Here is a 19,540-nt window from a genome sequence, read left to right on the forward strand (position 1 = left end):
CGTTCGTCGAGCAGAGGGCGCAGCAAATCGCCGTGGAGGTGGGGAAGAAGGAGACGCAGGAGGCCGCACGGAAGAAGGAAGGGCGGGAGAGGCAGGACCGGAACAAGCTGCGTGCTCTTCTCGACGGAAGCTACGAGGGCGACCATCCCGAAGCCCGTGGTCTGGCGCTCATCAGGCGGGCTCTGGACAAGCCGGTCAACTGGTACTCGGTCGGTGAGGACGGCCCGGACAAGTCGGTGTCCCAGCACGGTGAGATGACCGTGCTGGGGGAGCACATCGAGCACTGGAAGGACAACGCCCGCGACCCGGAGAACCCGGAAACGGTATTGATGGGCGGCGTGAAACTGGCGTGCGCCTGCTGTCAGTGGGCCTTCGAAGCGGTCAACGAGACGATCGGGGCGAGGCAGGGCTATCGGGTGCAGGCCTCCGGTACGCACGGGCAGTTCTTCCCGGGCTGGCAGGTGCCCGACTGGCTGAAGGAGGACCCCGAGGCGTACGCAGCCTTCGAGAAGAGGGTCAACGCCGCCAAGGAGGGGGGAATCAGGACCGCGCTGGAGGGCGGCGCAGTCCAGGGCGACATCTCAGAGGCCATCGCGAGCCACGACCCGGAGACGTCCGCCTCGGAATACGGTTCCGACTCGGAGGCGGAGGCCACGCCCGCTCCGGTAGGCGGACAGACCGCCCCGACACCGAAGGCAGGACCTGGTGAGGGTGGCGGTGTCGTCCGGACCATTCCCGCGGACCCGCCGGGTGTGCTGCCGGTCGCGCACGACGAGGCGGACGTCGAGATCCCCCTGTCCGTGGCGGGGCGGTTGTGGCCCGTCGCGGCCCGGGATGCGGACAGCGGCACGCCGCGAACGCGTCGGGACACCACGCCGCGTTACGCCGTACGGTCGGCGTTCGACGCACGGCGTTTCAGGTACGAGGGCGAGACGGTCACCGATGTCGAGCTACGCATCGCCTTGCGCACCCAGGACGGCCGGCACGACCTGGACGCGATCTGGGCAAGCGTCCAAGCGGGCGTCCAGACCTACTACAACTACCCCCGCCACACCCTGGACAACGGTGACCGTTTCCACGTCACCGTGACCAGAGTCGACCGGGACCACAACCCGCACATGACCGTCGACATCACCGACCGCGGCCGGCCCATGGACCAGTACACCTGGTGGCTCGACGCCGATCCCGAGGAGTACGCCCACGAACTGGCCCACCAATTCGGCCTGCGCGACGAATACGCCGACCTCTCCGCGCCCCAACGCCCCGACCATGCCGAGAGCCTCCTCGGCCGACTCGGCGGCAACGGCCTGCGCGGACGCCATCTGAGCCTGCTCACCGCCCTCATCGGCGAGCTTCCCCTCGAAACCCACACCACGGACGGCTCCGAACACAGTGGTCCTGCGGCCGAAGGCCCCGGTGACACCACCGCCGGGGATCGTGGTGACACGGTCGCGCCCATGATGCCCCCACCGGGCCGCGCACGGACGGTGTCGGCCGACCTCACCCGGCATGCCGCTGGCTGGGGCGGCCTGCCCACGTACTCCACCGACGCCATTCACCGGATCCCCCGGCAAGGCACCACCGGGGCCAGGCTCTCCGACGTTCTTCCCGAACGTGAATGGTGGCGTGTGTTCCTCGACCCCGCCGACCATGCCAACGCCCAGGCCGTAAACCCCCACGACCCGGGCAGCTACTACGACAACCAGCGATCCCCGGGCTTCCGGGCCGGCATGGTCAACGCCTACCGCTTCGCCCTGGAAGACCCCCACCTGGTCCTCAACGCGGACACGTACAGCAACCTGCACCGCCTGATCACCTCACACCTGTACACGCGGCCGGTACGAACGGGCGACCCCAGCCGACCCACCCAATTCCCCTTGGGCGCGGACCGGATGAGCGACGACACGGCCGCCCTCCGCGTCGACGGTCGACGGCTCCTGATCACTTGGTCCGAATACCACGCAGACGATTTCGGCGCCAGCTCCGAAACCCGCAACGCCCTGGCCGTCCTGGGCATACCGCGCCACTGGGGCAACGCCTCCTCGATCATCACCATCGCCTACAAACTCCGCGAGTGGAGTGACCTCATCGACTCCGTCTTCTCGGAGTACCGCAGCGACATCCGCAACGCCCCCACTCCTGACGAACGCCTGGCAGCCATCGCCAGGACCATCACCAAACTCCACATCCTCCATCCGTTCACCGACGCCAACGGCCGCCTCAACATCTATCTCGTCCTGCCGAAGCTCCTCCTCGACAATGGCTTCAAACCCGTCATCCCCACCGGCTCGTACAACCTCTTCAACGGAGGCGCCCCTCTCTCGGAACAGGTGGCCCTCCTCAGGGCGGCACAACTCCCCGCCACCTACTACCGCCCCCGCCTCCCGGAGCCCACCACCGGATCGGCCGGCACCCAAGCCAGGAACAGTGGCGACCGCGGCGCCGGCACGACACAGCACCCCGTCGACACGGAGTTCGAGCAGGCACGGCTCGCCGCGCCCGCCATACGTCGCGAACACTTCTGGAGCGATCCCGTCTCCGACCCGCGCCGCACAGCTCAGCCCGGCACCACGCGTGCCCACCCTGTGGCCCCCTACGCCCATCCCGCGAGCCACAGCGGCACCGAACCCACGGCCGGTGCCGCCGGGAACCCTGCGACCGACAGGGGTGAAAGCCGGCAGCGGAGCGTACCGAAGGACGTGGCGGGCACCGGTCAGCCCACCACGCAAGCCCTGTCCCGCATCCCGGCCGCACCGCGCCTCCCTGACGAGAGCTCACCGCTCGTGGACACGGTTGTGGACCCTGCCGCCGGCGGATCACCCGAAGCCATCGCGGACCGGGCGGTCATCCGGCAGGTACCTCCGGACAACGGCCGGCCCGGACTGGACGTGCTGCGCGTGGCGAGTGACGGCGACTGTTTCTTCACCTCGGTGCTGGCCAGCGCGGCCCGGCAGCACCCGGCCTCGGCCGTGTACCGCATGACGGTCCGGCAGCTCCGTGACCACGCCGGGGACTGGTTCGCCGCCTCCGGCCTCGAGACGTCGGCGACCGCCCGCACGGACCCGCTGGACGACCTCGTGAGGGACCTCGGCACCGACACGCTCCGCTACGTCCTTGGCGGGGTGCCACGGCCCGGCCTCACGCAGGACCAGCAGGCCCTGTTCCACACCTTGCTGACCGAGCGGATGTACGGGGACGAACTCCGCCGCCGGACCACCGACCCGGAACAGCGCAGTGCCGTGGCCGACCTGACCAGGGAGGCCATCCGCGACCGGCTGCCCGACTACACACCCAATCCCACCACCCTCCCCCAGGCCGAACGCGACCGCCTGGCCGACCTCTACGTCCACCGCGACGCCCTGCTCACCCGGCTCGTCGGCGAGCTGCGCCGCGATGACACCCAGGCACGGAGACTCTGGGGGCGGCTCCTGGAGACCGCCTATCCGCGCTGGGCGAGCACGGCCCCGGCCCTCTCCGAGATCCTCCGCACCACGACCGGCGAACTGATCGAGCGGGCGATCCGCGACGTCCGGCTCTGGGTGACGCCGTTCTTCGACCGCGCCCTCTCCGCCGTCGCCCGGAGCATCGGCCTGGACGTCGTCGTGGTCCAGGACGGCCTCCCCGACCAACATCTGGTCGAGGGCGCCGACCGGCAGGTGTACATCCACTACAACGGCATCGACCATTACTCGGCCCTCGCGCCCACCGGAGCCGCGGAGCCGGGTGACCCCTTCGCCCGGATCGAGGCGCAGCTGGACACCCACCGCCCTCCCCGCCTGGACCGTTCGCTGCTTCCGCCGTCCCGCACGGGAGAGCCGGTGGTGTTCAGCGACGGCAGCCGCCTGCCCGCCTACCTGACCGGGGACGACAGCGGCGGCACCGAGGACGTCAGCTATGGCCACAGCCACGTCACCCTGCGCGGCACCGAGGACGTCGTACGCGAGATCGGCGACCGGATGGACCTCGTCCGCCCGGCCGATCCCGGCCGCGGCGATCCGCTGGCCGATCTGGAGCGGGCGTTGCGCACCACCCCGCGCGTATTCCGCGGCGACGGCTACGAGTCCCCGCCGTTCCTGGACCGGCACGGCCGGGTCCGGGTCCTGAAAGTGACCACCCGGCCGCTCGGCAACTGGGAACGGTTCACCGACGTCCACGGCAGCCCGGTGAAGGTGGACGAGGCCCAGCGCAGCCAGGTCACCACCGGTGCCGACAAGACCGTGAGCACGACATTCCAGGGGGCTCCCTCCGTCGCCATAGGCCCGCCTGCCGGAGCCGCGGCGTACGGGCGGGCCGGCGGGGTACTCGCACTCAACCGTTCGTACCGGTTCGGCATGCAGGAGCAGACGCTCAGTCAGGTCGAGACCCGTATGGCGGACGGATCCCATCTGCACCTGGACGACGTGCAGTACGAGGTGTCCCTGAGCGGAGCGCCGTCCAGCGTGTCCTCGGGGCTGCCGAGGCCCCTCTCACCGGGCGAAACCTACCTGACCTTCGCGGTCCGCAACGGGCTGACGGTACGGCTGTCGGACAGCGAGACCTCTCCGGACAAGCCGGGGCGGGCGCCGCGCACGATGACGCTCGGCCCGCAGTCCGACTACCGGCTGGTGCACACCGAGGGCTACGGCTCCCTCAAGGACATCCGCGACTGGGCCCTTGCCCGGGCGGGCGCCGAGCCCGGTACGGCTGCCTACGACGGTATCGTCCGGTTCTTCACTTCGGGGAGCTTCCACCGCATGGCCGACCGGCTGGCGCACGGCAATGTCACCAGCCCCCCGTTGTTCGGCGAGGACGACTCCCGCTCCCCGCTGGGCGCGTTCGTCGTGGAGCGGGTGGTGCCCGGAAAGGCCAGGCTGCTCAGCGAGACGGCCGCCGCCGAGCTGCGCAACACCATCCAGCAGACCGTCAAGAACGAGCGGACACTGTCGAAGACCTACACCCAGGAGATCAACGCGTCGCTCGGCCCCAGCTTCGACCTGCTGGGCTTCTTCGGCCCGGCGGCGAACCTGCGCGCCATGTTCGGAGCGTTCGGCAGGTACGGGCGCAGCACGACGCACAGCGGCGCGTTCGGTGGCTCGGGAAGCCGCAAGATCGTGGGCCGGGCCAAGAAGGTCCCGACGGATCTCTACCTGGTCAGCAAGACCGTCTACGTGCGCAAGACGGGCGACGAGGAGGCGACGCCGTTCACCACGTGGAGCCTGGACCGCATGACGCGCACCGAGGCGCGCCGGCACGCGGGCTGGGACGACGGCACCACCCTGCGCCGCCGTCACCGCAACGAACCCTTCGCCCCCGCCTACCTGACCAAGGACAACCCCGCGGTGCTGGGGATGAGCCGGCCCGAGGCGTTCACGTACGACAACGGCGACCCCGTCCACCCCAAGGGCGCCGGTACGGGCCCTCCGCTCACCCTTCTGGCCTCCTTCACCGACCAGGTGATACGGGCCGCTGCGCGCAAGTACCCGGGCATGCTCGCACCGCTCGAGGAACTGGGCGATCCTTCCGACAAGCGCTGGCGCAACGCGGAGCGCTACCGCATGGCGCTGCAGAACACGCTCACCGTCATCAACACCCTGTCCCAGCACAGCGTCGCGGGCAATCTCGAAGCCCTGACCACGACAGGGATCAGGATCGGCCTGGTCGACCCCGATCGCTTCACCCGCGCCCGCCGCTGGATCTGGATCGACGGCAAGCTGTCCGACCGGCGCTACGAGGGAACCCAGAACGACCTCATCCTCCGCGGTAGCGCCCCAGGCACCGAGCGCCTGGACGGGGCGCAGAACGTGGTGCGCGCGGTCGAGGGCGGCTTTGACGCCAGAGTGTTGGTGCGTGACGCCGGGAAGGACAACATCGGATGGGCGTCCAACGTCGGCGCCGTCCAGGCGGGCCCGCGGTGGAGCCGCCAGAAGGGGCGCAGGACCGGTTACGGGGCCACGGTCTCGTACGAGCCCATGGCGGTCAGTGCCGGGCCCTCCCATCTGCACAGTTACCGGCTGGAGTTGACCGCGCAGAGCGGTGGCCACTGGCGCCCGCGCAGCCTCTGGCGGGGCATCCCCTCGCTGGGCCTGCTCGGCACGCGTTTCTTTGTGCGGCGGGAGGCGGAGGTGGACCTCCTCGAGAAGCCGCTGACGGGCCGGGTGGTGCTCTCCGTGCCCGACGAGCACACCCCGGACGCCGACCCGCACACGGCGCCCGCCGAGACCGCGCCCAGGATCGAGGCCCTGGATCCGGCTCAGGCCAAGGCCCTGGCGACCGGCGACACACGTGAGGTGACGGCAGGCCACGGCACGGACCCGTTCGGTGACCAGCCGTACCAGACCGTGAGTGTGGGCGCGCACGCGGAGCTCGTCACCGCGGTCGAGGCGGTCATGAAGGACGCCTCGGGCGGCTCGTGGCACTTCGCGGAGATCGGAGCGTCCGCGCACGACGCCGCGGTGCGGCCGTTCCAGCCGCAGTACCTCACCGCCGGATTCGACCAGACGACCGAACCGGCGGGCTCACGGATCACGGGGCTCTTCGGAGAGGGGTTCTACCTCAACCGGCTCGGCACCCTGGTGCACCGGACACGGGTGGTCGACCCCGTGGTCGTCTCCAAGCCCGTCCAGATCGAGACGGAACAGACGGTCGGCAGCGACCTGCGGACCTCCGGCGCGTCGACCACCACCACGACCTTCACCCTCGCCGGCACCGGTGCCCTCGCCCACACCCATCTCGTCGGTCCCTCACTCGTCGGCTCGTACGGCCTGCTGGGACGCCTGGGCCGGTCCCGCACCACTACGCGCACCGTGACCCGTACGGTGGCCTCGGAGATCGACCGGGACGCCGGAGGCCACAAGGTGCTGGTGGCCGGTGGCACCCAGCACGACATCGCCGGCTCGGTGCGCGCGGACGGTGTGCTCGCCCCGCTGCACTCGCTCGCCACCTGGTACCGCACCACCTGGGCGGGCAGGCGGCTCACCTTCGCCTCCGACTGGCTCGGCCACCTCCCGGAGAAGGCCGCGCACCGGCTGGGGCTGATCAGGGACAGGCTGGGAGAGGTGCCCCGCTACACGGCCAGGGTCTGGAGCCAGCCGAAGTGGCTGCGGGACAACCCCTTCGGCTCGTATCCCGTCAACACACTGGACACCACCATGGTGCTGGCCGACTTCGACCGGCAGTTGCTCGCCCTCGGCATCGACGACGCGAGCCGTGACCGTGTCCACTCCCTCGTCACCCCGCGCGCCGTACGCGCCCTGCGCGACCAGATGTCCTCCGGTGGGACCGCGACCCGCACCCGGGTCGGCGGCTGGGGCCGGAACAACCTCCGCATCGGGGGCCGGACCGGCTCCCTGCGAGTGGAACTCATCGCGGACGAGCCGCAGTTCGACGGCCTCGACCACAGTGCCACCCTGCAGGACAACCGGGTCGCCACCGAGACGGTCGAGGAGGGCCTGGTCACCACCCGCACGGGCACCACGGGGGTGAACGTCGGGGAAGGCGTGCGCACCGGCGACAGCACCGCCACGGCCGCGGGTCCGACCTACGGCGAGCTGGGCACCACCTCCCGGTCCGTCTCCACGAGCCGCTCCACGGCCCGCCTGAAGACGCACCTCTTCTACCCGAACGAGCCCTACGCCGAATACCTCACCCGCTACCGACTGCGGCTGACGCTGGAACTCGGCGGCCGTACGGTCGCCCAGCAGGAAGGGGATGTCGGCCGGCTGCGCGAGCAACTGCCGCTGAGCCTGACCGTCCCCCGGACGGACAGCCATCCGGACGATCCGCTCGGCACCCCCGAGCTGGACCCTCCCGCTCGCGTCGCCACCGTCTGGCAGCAGGGCAGCGTCACCCCGCAGTCCGTCGACGCCTGGCGCTCGGTACCGCACCCGGACGGAACCCACCGGCCCTTCCGGCTCCCCGCCAACGGATTCCATGTCCGCCGGACAGTCGGCCTGGACATGCTGCGGGCGGCGGGGGACTTGGCCGTCGCCAAGGCGTACGGCACCGCGGTCGTCCCCGCCACCGGCGGGCAGCGCGATCTGGAGGGCAGGCAACTGGACACCGCCCTCGCCAAGGCCCGGCGCACCGGGCTGACCCTTCCGGGCACGGCCTCCGCGCTCGCGCTGCACGACGGCACCGACAACGCGGCGCTGGCCGCCTTCTTCGGGGACAGCACGACCGCCGGCGGGCATGCGGTGGCCGGGCTGACCGAGGACACCTTCGTGGGCGGAGCGCAGGGCGACTACCGGCTCTACTCCAAGCCGGACTTCGCGGGCGCCCGGCTGCTGGCGGTGGCCCCGGACGCCACGATGGAGAGCGCCGAGCGGCACACCGACAACCAGGACGTCTCTGTCTCCCGCACGGGCGTGCAGGTCTCCTCCCTGGGTGTGCAGCCCGTCCTGGTATCGGGCGCGGCGCGCGCCGCCGTGCCCGGGGCGCCGGGCACCGGCGTCAACACCGAGACCGACGGCCGCAAAATGGCCGCCGCCGAGGGCACCCAGCTGAACATCAAGCCCAAGAGCGGCCGCAGCTTCCTGTTCGCCATCCCGACGAGCTGGCTCGGCGTCGCCGACGTCGAACGGCACTTCAAGGACAGTGCGGTCGGCTCCTGGCTCGGCCGTCATCTGGGACCGTTCGGCTACGTCAGGCCCGGTCCGCAGGCCGTGGAGGCGCAGACACAGGTCATCGCCTGGGTGCGGGAGGACATCGCCCGGGAACTGGGACTCGTCGACGACGACACCTTCCCGTCCCAGGTTGCGGACGCCTGGGCAAAGGTCATCGAGGCGAGCGGCGCCTGGGTGGCCGCGGACCGGAAGTACTGGGAACACCGCAGGGCCATGCCAGAACTGCGCGAGAGCCTCAGCGCCCGCAGGCTCGACCTGACCGCCGCCAAGTACCAGCTCGGACAAGCCCTGAAGGCGGACCGGTCCCGGCCGTCGGACCCGGAGCACGGCGCGGATCCGGACGCCGGTCGGCCCGAGTCCGCGTTGACGGGGCGGGCCCGGCGGCAGGTGCGCGACGCGACCGCAGAGCTGAGGGCGGCCAGGCGCGCCCTGCGCCTCACGTTCGACACCCTGCGCGCCGAACTGCGCACGGCGGAGGTGGCGGCCGCCGAGTTCCACCGCGTTCGGGCCGAGACCGACCGGCTCACCCGCTGGCACCGGCTGCCCGCCGGGCCACACGGTCCCGGTGAGCCGGAGCAGCGCGCGGGCCTGCCCGAACCGCTGGCCGTCGTCTTCGGCGCGCCTGCGGAGCCCGCGCCCGAGCGGGAGCGCTACACCGAGACCCCGGGCCAGGGCGACGCCCCGACGACACTCACCTCGCCCACCGGCGAGATCTACACCGTGCGCGAAGTGCCCGCCGACGGCGACGCCTTCTACCATGCCCTCGCGGAGGGACTGCAACACGCGGACCCGGCCCTCCTGGGCAACCTGGCCACGCTGCCGGGCCGTCCGGAGATCGTGACCGGACTGCGCGAGCGGCTCACTGACCGGCTGCGCCGCCAGGACGACGCGGATCTGCGCGCCTTCACCTCCCCCGACACCCAGGACGCCTTCAACGCGGCCGAAATGGAAGGCGCCGGGGTCGCCTTCGACTCGGGCAGCACCGAGCGGCGCGAGTTCGACGACTCCGGTCACCTGCCCCTGCACGCCGAACTGCCCGACGCGCAGCGCGTCGCCCTCGCCTCGGCCCAGCTGCATCGCCCCGGCGACACCGCGGACGGCGCCGGCTGGGACCACGGCGCCGCCGACCTGCTCCCCGCCCTCGCGGCCCGGACATTCGGGGTACGGATCACGGTGGTGCGCGCAGACGGCGGCTTCCAGCACTTCGCACCGCCAAAGGCCGCGGAGGGCGAGAAGCTCCGACAGGTCGTTCTGCACCTGAAGGACCGTCACTACCGCCTCGCCGTCCCGCAGTCCGAGCCGGCGCGGCAGCCCGAACTGCCCGGCCCGCCGCCCCTGGCCCGGCCCGCCGAACAGGCCGACCACGGGCCCCGGCGCCCCGCCCACGGGCAGGCTCCCTGGACCACCGCGGGCACCGGCGCGTGGCGCCACGGCACCGAGGCCGGCCAGTCCACGCTGACCGCCCCGGACGGCACCGTCCACGACCTGGTCGAGCCGTCCGGCGACGGCAACGGCTTCTGGCCCGCGCTCGCGGCGGCCCTGCACCCCGATCGCGAGCGCGACCCGGCCGGCCTCGTGAGCGGCCGCCCCCTGCCGCCGTCCGCCGTGCTGGACCCCGGCGCGCCCTTCACTCACGACGAACTGGTGCGCGCCGGGGTCACCCTCGACGCCGCGCAGGCCGAGCAGTTCCAGCGCAACGGCGGCAGGCTGCCCGACGACCTGCTGCTGACGCAGAGGCAGACGCGCGAGCTGATCCGTACGCAGGTGTACGCGGCCCGCCGCTGGGACGAGGCGACCACCCGTACCGCGGCCCAACTTGCCGCCTCCGTCTACCGTGTCCGGCTCACCGTCGTCGCCGAGGACGGCAGCGTCGAGACCCATGTACCGTACGGCGCGCAGGACGGAGGCACGGTCACGCTGTACCTGCGCAATGCGGAGTACCTGCTTGCCCGTCCCAGGACCTCGGAAACACCGGCAGATGCGCCGATCCACGGGGGTTGGGCGCCCGAGGAAGCAAGCAGCAGTCCGCTGACCGAGAGCGGCGGCGAGACCACCGGCGATTTCACCGAGGCGGAATCGTCGCCGCTGACCGAGGAGTCGCCGCTCTCCCCGATCTCGTCCGTACGGGCCGAGTCGCCCGCTGACACCACGGGCGAGGAGACGGCGGGGCCTGAGCCGACGGTGACCGTTTCCTCGAACGCGTTCGGGCGCCGGTCCGGGGGCTGGTCTGGACTCTGGTCGCCCGCACTGCGGCCGATCCCAGAGGAGGATCTCGCGAACGTCGGGGTGCCGGAGGACATCACCGAGGAGCTGTCGGTCTTGGCGGAGTCCACGCCCGCATCTCCGTCCCGTACGACAGCGCACTCGGCCCCTCCGGTCGCCGCCAGCTCCGCGGCTCCGTCCGTCACACCGGCGCCCGCACCCGAGCCGGCGCAGCCCGAAACCACCAGGCCCGCAAGGCCCCCGAGGCCCGCGATCCCGAGGGCGTTTCTCGACGCACCCAGGCCCCGTAAGAGGTCGCGCGGATAGGCGGCCCCTCTAGCTAGATGATCAATTCCAAGGGGTGCCCGCGGAAACGAGAGCGAGGGTGTTCAAGATCGTTGTGTGACGAACAACCTGAACACCCTCGCGACTGCACTCTACGTGACAACGGACGACCTGCTGAAAGAGCGGCCCCACTTGGCGCCCGGCCCCCCGGCCGTCGGTATCGCACCGCGTCTGAGCGATGCCGAACTGCTCACGCTCGCCATGATGCAGGCCATGCTCGGCTTCACCTCGGAGGCCAAGTGGCTACGCCAGGCCCGCGCCCACCTGCGGCATCTCTTCCCCTACCTGCCGCAGCAGCCCGGCTGCAACAAACGGCTGCGCAAGGCCGCCGGGCTCCTGCGGCACGTCACCCGCTTCCTTGCCTCCTCCACCTCCGTATGGAGCGACGACGTCTGGGCGGTCGACTCCACACCGGTGGAGTGCGGCCGCTCACGCGAGACCGGATCGGCTACCTGCGCGATCAGCTGGGACAGCCGGTGCGCTCCACCGCCCCGCTGGGCAAGGTCAGCGACGCGTTCACCGCGTCCATCCGCCGCTTCGCCGCCGAACGCGACATCCCCTGGGTGGACTTCGCCAAGGGACAGCGCAAGGACGACATCGCCCACCAGTTCCTGCGGGACTTCGAGGGTGAGGAGGGAGTGCTGTTCATCGGCCGGGCCCAGGAGCGGGCCACGGTCTTCCGCACCGAGAAACGCCGGGATGCCGCAGGGCGGCCCGCCGTCCGGCACGAGGACGCGGCAGGCGGATCTGAGAGCGTCCGCGGCCAGTTCGGTCCGCAGGTGGTCGGCGGTGGACCATCCGACCACGCGGCGGGAGGCGATGTCGATGACGGTGGCCAGGTAGAGCCAGCCCTCTTCGGTGGGGACGTAGGTGATGTCACCGCACCAGCGGGTGTCGAGGCCGTCCGGGTCGGGAGCGAAGTTGCGGACGATGAGGTCGGGCCGGGCGGCGGCCGGCGGGTCCGGGGTCGTCGTCAGCTGCCGTCGCCTGCGGTGCCGGCCCTGCAGCTCGGCGATGCGCATCAGTCTGGCGATGCGGCGGCGGCCGCAGCCCTCGCCGTGCCGTTGCAGAACGGCGTGAATACGAGGGGCCCCGTAGGTTCCGCGGGACCGCTCGTGGACTTCGGCGATCTTCTCGGTCAGCTCGGCATCGCGGGCCACCCGCGGACCGGGCCTGCCACTGCGGCGGGCGTAGAAGGCGGCTCGGGAGACCTGAAGCAGTTCACACGCGCGCTTGACGTTGTGACCGTCTCGCTTCTTCGCCTCGATGAACGGGTGCACCGTCACCGGGTCTCCTTCGCGAAGAAAGCCGTGGCCCGCTTGAGGAACTCCACATCCTCCCGCAGCCGGCGGTTCTCCCGCCGCAGCGCGGCCAACTCCTCGCGTTCGCTGCTGCTCAGCCCGTCGCGCTCGCCCGCGTCGACCTCGGCCTGGCTGACCCACAGCCGCACCGCGGTCTCGGTCAGGTCGAAGTCCTTGGCGACCTGACCGACCGAGCGGTCACCGCGTCGGCACAGCTCGACGATCCCGGCCTTGAACTCCGGCGTGAACGAACGGCGAGGCCGAGACTTCTTCTTCCCCATGCTCTCCATGAGGGACATCCTTCCGGGGCAGAACCCCTGATCTCAGATGTCCGTCAAAGCGGATCAAGCCCAGGCGACTTCGAGCTGCGCGCCGACCAGCGGGCGGCGGTGACGCGAGTACGCGAGTCGGCTCGGCAGGTCACGGGCGGTCGACAGGCTCAACGCGCCGGCTCCCATGCGAGTGCTTCGGATCCCCGACCCTGCACCCGCGGCAGGGGGCGTCACGCCTCCCGCAGCAGTTCTGCATGCGGCGTCACCACTGCTCCGCGTGACGCACGATTCTGATTACGACAGCCAACGGTGAGACCGGCCGACCCATGGTCGAGCCCGTACGCCGGACGAAGTGGAGGACGGGCGGTCAGTGTTTCTCCGTGACGACCTGTCAGGTCATGCCGGTGATGAACCCGACGGCCGCCGTGGCGAAGACGCCCGCCAGGGCGCGGGACAGGCTCGTACACAGCCGCCCAGGGGCGGTTGGCGCGCACCATGCCCAGGACCAGGCGGACGTGGCCGCGCAGCCCCCGCACCGCGTGGCGCTCGTGCCTGGACTCCTCCCCGGGTGCCGGACGGCCGACGATGGGGGAATCCAGCAGCTCTTCGTCCTGCGTGGCCTGTTGCCTGACGACACCGGCCACCGTCTGCCGCACCCGGCGCCGCAGACGCCGGGAGCCGAGGGCGGGCAGTGAGATCAGAGCGACCCTGTGCTCAGGGTCGACCTCGGTGCTGACCGGGTTGCGCTCCATCCGGCTCGGCAGGTCGGTGAGGGAGACGCCGATGTCCCAGTTGCCGTCGTCCAGACGGGTGCCGGCGATTTCGGCCACGTCGGACACGTCGCCCTGCTCGTCCGCCACCAGGGGCGCCGTCACGGTGTCCGCCTGTCAGCGGATGCCCCTGGCGATGTGGCGGCACCCGTTCGGCAGCACGCCGCGCCTGCGGGTCGCCGCACCCCTAGCATGCTGACTGTGCGACCCATTCTCCCGAAGATCGAGGGCGGCCGGGTACAGGGCCTCCTGCAGCTCATCGAGGACGGCATCCACCTCGTCGTCGCAGCGCTCCTCGTACTGCTCGCGGGGCTCCTGACCGTCGGGGTCGTCCACGACGTCATCAGGTCGATCCAGGGTCCGTACCGCGAGGAGACGGTCGTTCTCTCCGCCCTGGACAACGGCCTTGTGCTGTTCATCGTGGCCGAGCTGCTCCACACCGTCCGCCTTACCATCAGGAACCAGACCCTCGACGCCGAGCCGTTCCTCGTCGTCGGCCTGATTGCCGGCATCCGCAAGGTGCTCATCGTGACGGCCGAAGCGGAGAAGTCCTTCCGGTGGAACGTCGAGGGGATCGAACTGCTCGTCCTGGCGGGGCTGATCCTCGTGATGGCGACAGCGACGTACGTGTGGCGGCGCTCGACGCGGCCGGGAGACTACTTCCCGCTCCAGGAGGCGCGGCGCTCCCCGTCGCCGGCGCCGTCACCCACCCCGGGGCGGCGGGTCCCGATCCGTCACCTTCCGCCGCCGCGGCCGCCCGCACCCGCTGCTCCTCGCGAGCGGAGCCGACATCCCGTTCCAGGGGTGTGCGGCTCACGGCCGTCGCAAGGTCCTCCAAGGCTTGCTTCTGCAGTTCCGCCCCGCGCCGCACCACCGGGCTCCGGTCCCCGGCGGCGGAGCCCTCCCACGCGTGGAGCGCCTCCTCCACGCGCCCCCAGTCCGGATTCCTGTGCTCGCGCACGTCGACTGCCGCCTGCGCGGTGTCCGCCTCCAGGGCCTCGGCGAACCGCTCCGCCTCGGGGACGAAACGGCTGTCGGCCTGCGGGACGTGGCTCTCCATGAGCATCGCCGCCCGGCCGAACCCCTTGAGCGCCTCCTGCGCCTCCTCCGCCTCGCGCGACGTCAGACCCCTGGGGCGGACCGGTTCCTGCCTTGCCCGGTCGTATGCCTCCTGCCAGGCGGCACGTGCCTCCCTGCTCGCCAGCAGTGCCCTGCGCATGTCGGCGCGATGCTCCCGGGTCGGTTCGGCGTAGCTGCGGAGCACCGCGGCCGCATAGCGGCCGTTGGCGGCGAGCCAGTCCGCAAGCCGGCCCGCCAGCCGGGGCGTCTCCCATGCGGGGAACACCACGTACGCCAGCATTGCCAGGGCCCCGCCGAGCAGGGTGAGCACCACCCGCTCCGGGACCGTCTGCTCCCACGCCTGGCCGCCCATGCCGAGCAGGAAGACGACGTACGCGGCAGTGAAGCACTGGGAGTAGGCGTAGCCGGTACGGATCAGCGTGTACGACAGGCCCGCCGAGACCACCGCCAGCGCGCCGAACACATGGGCGTCCGGGCCCAGGGCCCGCACCATCACGGTGGCGAGCGCGACCCCCGCCAGGGTCCCGGCGAGACGGGCCACCGCGCGCGCGTACGTCCGGTGGAAGTCCGGCCGCATCACCATCACCGACGTGATGGGCGCCCAGTAGCCGTGGCCCAGGGGGAGCCGGGCGGCGATCAGATAGCCGAGCGTGGCCACCGCCGCCAGGCGGACGGCGTGCCGGAACACGGGCGAGTCCCGGCGGAGCTCACGGCGGACCGCCCGGACGACGACCGGGACCAGCCGGAACATAGTCGGGCGCACCAGAAACTGGGCGCCCGCGGGGCCGGGCGGCGTAGGCGTCCTCCCGCGCGCGCCGCCGCTCCCGGCGATCTCCAACGCCTCGCCGAGCAGTTCCACGAGCCGCTCGGCGGCCTGCCGGGCGGGCCCCTCCAGCACCTCGTGCTCCTCGTCGACGCGCAGCACGTCCGTGCTCCTGGGCGGCACCTCGGCGGGAGTGCCGCGGCGAATCGAACGGGCGGCCGCATCCAGGACGTCGGCGGCCGCGTCGAGCAACTCCCGCGCGCGGTCCCGCCCGGGTCCCTCCGCCGGGGCGCCGACGTCCGGGTCGGCGAGCCCGGCGACGACCGGCCGAATACGCTCGGCGAGTCCCCGGGGGCCGTGCAGGACGGGGGGACGGGTGCGGGCCTGTGATGGCGTCACGGCGGCCGCGTCCCGGGCCGTCATCAACGGCTCCGGGTCGAACGGGGCGGTCGGGTCGTGCCGCAGCCGGCGGGCGTAGTCCGCCACGGCGGCCAGGGCGTCGGCGAGCGCGTCACGGTGCGCCCCCCAACGGCGGATCGGAAACAGCAAGATCAGCACGGCCTGCGCCACGCCTCCGAGCGCGATGACCCCGGCGTGCTCCAGGGCTCGCCCGACGCTCGTGGGCAGGGTGATGGTCACCAGCATGCTGCCGACGGTCGTCGCTGCGACGATCCCAGCGGTCGATCCGACGGCCCACGCCATCCCCGCGACAAAGGCCCATACGGCCAGCAGTGGGAGGAACGTCACGAGTCGTCCCGCCGCCAGGTAGCCCACGAAGGTGCTGAGAGCCAGACCCGCGCCCGCGCCGAGCGCGATCACCTTGCGTGGACGCCAGGTGCGCTGGAAGGTGGCCCCACCCGCGGAGTAGGCACCGAGGGCGGCGGACGCGGCGTACGCAGGAGAGACCAGCCACAGCGCCGGCGCGATGACGATCGCCACCCCAGCAGCCGTTCGCAGCGCGAGCAGGGGCTCCAGCCGCGTCTCCTCGATCGTGAGCCCGGATCGCACGACCTCCCCGAAGGCCCGCAACCACGTCACGGGTGTGAGCCTAGCCGGAACGCCCTGCCGGGTCGCGTCGGCCGCGCCGCCGCCTCCTGGCTGCACTGTGCTCGGCGGGCGTGCGACCCCGGGCCGACCTGCACTTCACAAACCGGCACTCTCGCGTACAGGGCGATCGATGACCGCACCCCCAGCGCTGCCTGTTCAGCCCAGCGGCCGCGGCTCGTCGTCGTTCTCGCGGCCGATCCGGGATGGCCGACGGAGGTCGCGAAGCGACTGAAGCAGGGTGACGGACCTGCCCTACCGGGACAACACCCGCCCCGTCATCGCCATGATCGGCCCGCCGGAGCACATCGCGCTGCTGTCGCTGCCCATGCTCAGCCTGATGCGCGTCGCCCACCGGCTGAGGGGAGCGGCCCTCGGCGTGATCGGAGCGCTGATCCCGGAGTCCGGCAACGCCCTGCCACCCGGGAGGATCCAGTACACCAGCGAGGCACCGCACTACGTCCTGCCCGGCGTCCGCGGTCGGTTGCGGCTGCTAGGCCCGCACTTCGCAGGTCGCCGAGAAGGTTCGCCGTAGCGACCTCCGGGCCTCCGATCTCGACCGATCCGGACCGGCACGGCTCTCGCCACTACGGTTCCGATCGACAAGCAATCGGCTATGACCGCTTGATCTTCACGATCGGGTGACCTGCGAAGTACGAGGCTAGGCAGGCTGGTCCGCGTCAACCGGCCCTGGCTGCTGTTCACCGGCCTCTCCCGATCGCCTCCCTGGCGTGTTCGCCACTGCGGCGTTCGGCCTCATGAACAGCGACATCTGGAGGGTCACCCTTTACGTGGGGCCGCTGCGCGACGCGGTGTTCACCCTGCTGTCGATCCGCACGCCCGTCCGACTACCCGGACAGTCGGACGCCTTGGCCTGGCAGGGCAATACAGGGAGGCTAATTGGGCCCGGCATGCGCATGCGTTCCCGCGTCCCGTCGGCCAGGCTGAATGGGAAGCCCAGGGGCCGGGAGCCACCCCGGCGCCCGCAGCCGGAGGTTGCCGTCATGACTGTGATGTCCATCGCCAGGTTCGAGAGGTTCTTCCGTGCGGCCGCGGGGCTGGACGTCGACAAGAACGATCTCAAGCGCTACAGCGACTTCGTCGACGCCAAGCTCTTCGATCTGCTGACCGTCGCCCAGGCCACTGCCAAGGCCAACGGGCGCGACATCATCCGGACCTGTGACCTACCGATCACGAAAGGCCTGCAGGAGAGCATTCACCACTTCCGGAAGATCGACCAGGAAGTAGAACTCAAGCCGATCCTGGAACAGCTCGCTACTCACCCCGCTCTGGACCGCACGCCCGATGAGGAGACCGAGGCGGCCTATCCGGACATCATCGGCGGACTCAGCCTGGCCCTTGCCCAGAGCTTCAAGATCCTTCACCCCGACCTGAAGAACCCCCAGACTCAGCACTGGGACGAGGCCCGAGCCGTCTTCGACCTCCTGCTGTGAGGGGCGACCGGACCAGGCGGTGCAGGCCACGGCCAAACAGCGTCAGCGTGCTCTGCTTCCTCGGCTGCCGCAACGATCCTGCTGGCCGCCGCAGGGCCTCGTCCACGTCCAGGGTGCTGCCAAGAGCGGTCGTGACCTCCGCCAGCAGCGCCAGGCGGTCCAGAGCCCGCGCTGTAGCGCCGCGTCCACGTCGAACTCGTCCTGCGGTGGAGCGCAACGCCCGACGCGCGCTGGGCAAACAGCCCTTGGGGCGGCTGACGCACCTGGTCGGCGAGCTGGCCGAGACCGCGGCGGGCACCCGCCGGCTGCTGGAGCAGACCGCTGTGCGGCTTGCGGGGATCCGCACGATCCCCGACCTGCTGGTGTCAGCCGAACCCGATCCCGATTCCCGACCGATCCGTCAGGGGCCCTAGCACGCCAGGCTGATCGGCCCACATCTCGGGTGTCGGAGGGCTCAGATTGTGGCGGCTCCACCTCGCGGGGATCATCGAAGGCATGGACAGGAACGTGTCCAACGGGTCCGGGGAGCGGCTGCTGGAGGAGCTGGTCAGAGCAGCCCAGCTGGCATCACCTGCGGAACTGCCCGTGGTCCTGAGCCGGTATGCCGAGGCCATGGGTCTGGGCAGGGCCGCTGTCTATCTGGTCGACATCCAGCAAAGACTGCTGGTGCCGCTTGTCGAAGGCGAGCCGGAACTGGACCTCGACACTTCGCCGGCCGGATGGGCCTACCGCACTGACTCTCTCCGAGTGGAAGAAGGCCCCTCCGGCGGGATGAACGTCTGGCTGCCCCTGGCCGACGGAGCGGAGCGGCTGGGCGTCGTGGAGCTGAACATGAGCACCTTGGACGGGCTCAAGATACGGCGCTGTCGAACGATGGCGCTGCTCCTCGCACTGATCATCACATCCAAGCGCACCTACAGCGACACCATCGCGCAGCGCATGCGTACCAGGCCGATGCACCTGCCCACGGAGATGGTGAGGGCTTTTCTCCCTCCCCGGTCGATCGGCACCGGACGGGTCGTTTCGACGGCGGTTCTGGAGCCTGCGTACGAACTGGGCGGCGATGCTTTCGACCATGCGTTCACCGAGGACGTTCTGCACGCCACAATCCTTGACGGCATGGGGCACAACCTGGCGTCCGGACTTGCCACCTCTGTCGCCATGGCAGGCTGCCGTAACGCCCGACGCAGCGGGGCAGACCTGCACGAACTCGTGGGCACCGTGGACGAGGCGCTGGCGAAGTGGCTTCCGGAGCAGTTCTGCACGGGTATCTTCACCCAGTTGCACATGCCCACCGGTGTGCTGCGCTGGTGAAACTGCGGCCACCCGGCTCCGTTGCTCATCCGTCGCCACCGCCTGCTCCATAAAGCCTTGGAGCGGCCCCCTGAGCCTCCTTTGGGTCTGCCCGCCAGTCTCGCCGGGACCGCCCGTCAGGTGCACGACGTCAGCCTCGAACCCGGTGACCGAATACTGCTCTACTCAGACGGCGTCGTGGAGTCACGCGATGATGCAGGCGAAGAGTTCGGCCTGGAGCGCTTCACCGACTACATCATCCGGTCGACCGGAGCGGGGCAGAACGCCACACCGAGCTCGGCGGCGGTGGTCATGCCATGCCTCCTCGTTCAGGGCCACGGGCTGTCGCCTGTAGAACAGGCCGGTATGGACTGGTCCGCATAGGGTGGTGTTCTGTGCTGCGCTGCCACCTTCTG

General features: G+C 71.0%; 6 protein-coding genes and 5 pseudogenes. 7 read left to right on the forward strand and 4 right to left on the reverse strand.

The genetic code is table 11. The features are described from left to right. The first annotated feature begins 254 nt into the window (after nucleotides 1-254). Together OG390_RS41075 and OG390_RS41080 are read left to right on the forward strand one after the other, a co-directional pair. Nucleotides 255-11,129: a hypothetical protein gene (locus OG390_RS41075; protein ID WP_406178170.1), complete on the forward strand. Its 10,875-nt coding sequence runs from the start codon at nucleotides 255-257 to the stop codon at nucleotides 11,127-11,129. Nucleotides 11,130-11,204: 75 nt separating this feature from the next. Next, a pseudogene (locus tag OG390_RS41080) lies at nucleotides 11,205-11,615 on the forward strand (IS982 family transposase); the annotation flags it as partial. A 266-nt stretch (nucleotides 11,616-11,881) separates the two neighbouring features. Here the strand turns inward: OG390_RS41080 and OG390_RS41085 are convergent. The 3 genes and pseudogenes from OG390_RS41085 to OG390_RS41095 all read right to left on the reverse strand — a co-directional run. Then, nucleotides 11,882-12,433, reverse strand: a pseudogene (locus OG390_RS41085) (IS3 family transposase); the annotation flags it as partial. Further along, nucleotides 12,430-12,738, reverse strand: coding sequence for a transposase (locus OG390_RS41090; protein ID WP_406175085.1), 309 nt, complete (start codon nucleotides 12,736-12,738; stop codon nucleotides 12,430-12,432). The pseudogene OG390_RS41085 and the gene OG390_RS41090, both read right to left, overlap by 4 nt. A gap of 212 nt (nucleotides 12,739-12,950) precedes the next feature. After that, nucleotides 12,951-13,595: a hypothetical protein gene (locus OG390_RS41095; protein WP_406175086.1), complete on the reverse strand. Its 645-nt coding sequence runs from the start codon at nucleotides 13,593-13,595 to the stop codon at nucleotides 12,951-12,953. Between the two features lie 87 nt (nucleotides 13,596-13,682). Between OG390_RS41095 and OG390_RS41100 the strand changes: the two are divergent. Continuing rightward, nucleotides 13,683-14,072 (forward strand): annotated as a pseudogene (locus OG390_RS41100) (phosphate-starvation-inducible PsiE family protein); the annotation flags it as partial. Here OG390_RS41100 and OG390_RS41105 read toward each other — a convergent pair. After that, entirely contained in the window at nucleotides 14,014-16,371 is a 2,358-nt protein-coding gene (locus OG390_RS41105; RefSeq protein ID WP_406175087.1) for an FUSC family protein, read from the reverse strand. The pseudogene OG390_RS41100 and the gene OG390_RS41105 overlap by 59 nt on opposite strands. Nucleotides 16,372-16,618: 247 nt before the next feature. On the opposite strand from OG390_RS41105, the gene OG390_RS41110 reads away from it, so the two are divergent. From OG390_RS41110 to OG390_RS41125, 4 genes and pseudogenes are all read left to right on the forward strand, one after another. Beyond that, complete coding sequence (locus tag OG390_RS41110) at nucleotides 16,619-16,912, forward strand: hypothetical protein (RefSeq protein ID WP_406175088.1); 294 nt, start codon at nucleotides 16,619-16,621, stop codon at nucleotides 16,910-16,912. Between the two features lie 469 nt (nucleotides 16,913-17,381). Beyond that, entirely contained in the window at nucleotides 17,382-17,831 is a 450-nt protein-coding gene (locus OG390_RS41115; protein ID WP_399355748.1) for a DUF1931 family protein, read from the forward strand. 197 nt (nucleotides 17,832-18,028) lie between these two features. Next, nucleotides 18,029-18,238: pseudogene (locus OG390_RS41120) on the forward strand (ISNCY family transposase); the annotation flags it as partial. An 88-nt stretch (nucleotides 18,239-18,326) separates the two neighbouring features. Then, nucleotides 18,327-19,508, forward strand: a pseudogene (locus OG390_RS41125) (PP2C family protein-serine/threonine phosphatase). The last annotated feature ends 32 nt before the right edge of the window (nucleotides 19,509-19,540 follow it).

The organism is Streptomyces sp. NBC_00996, assembly GCF_045162675.1.
GTDB lineage: Bacteria > Actinomycetota > Actinomycetes > Streptomycetales > Streptomycetaceae > Streptomyces.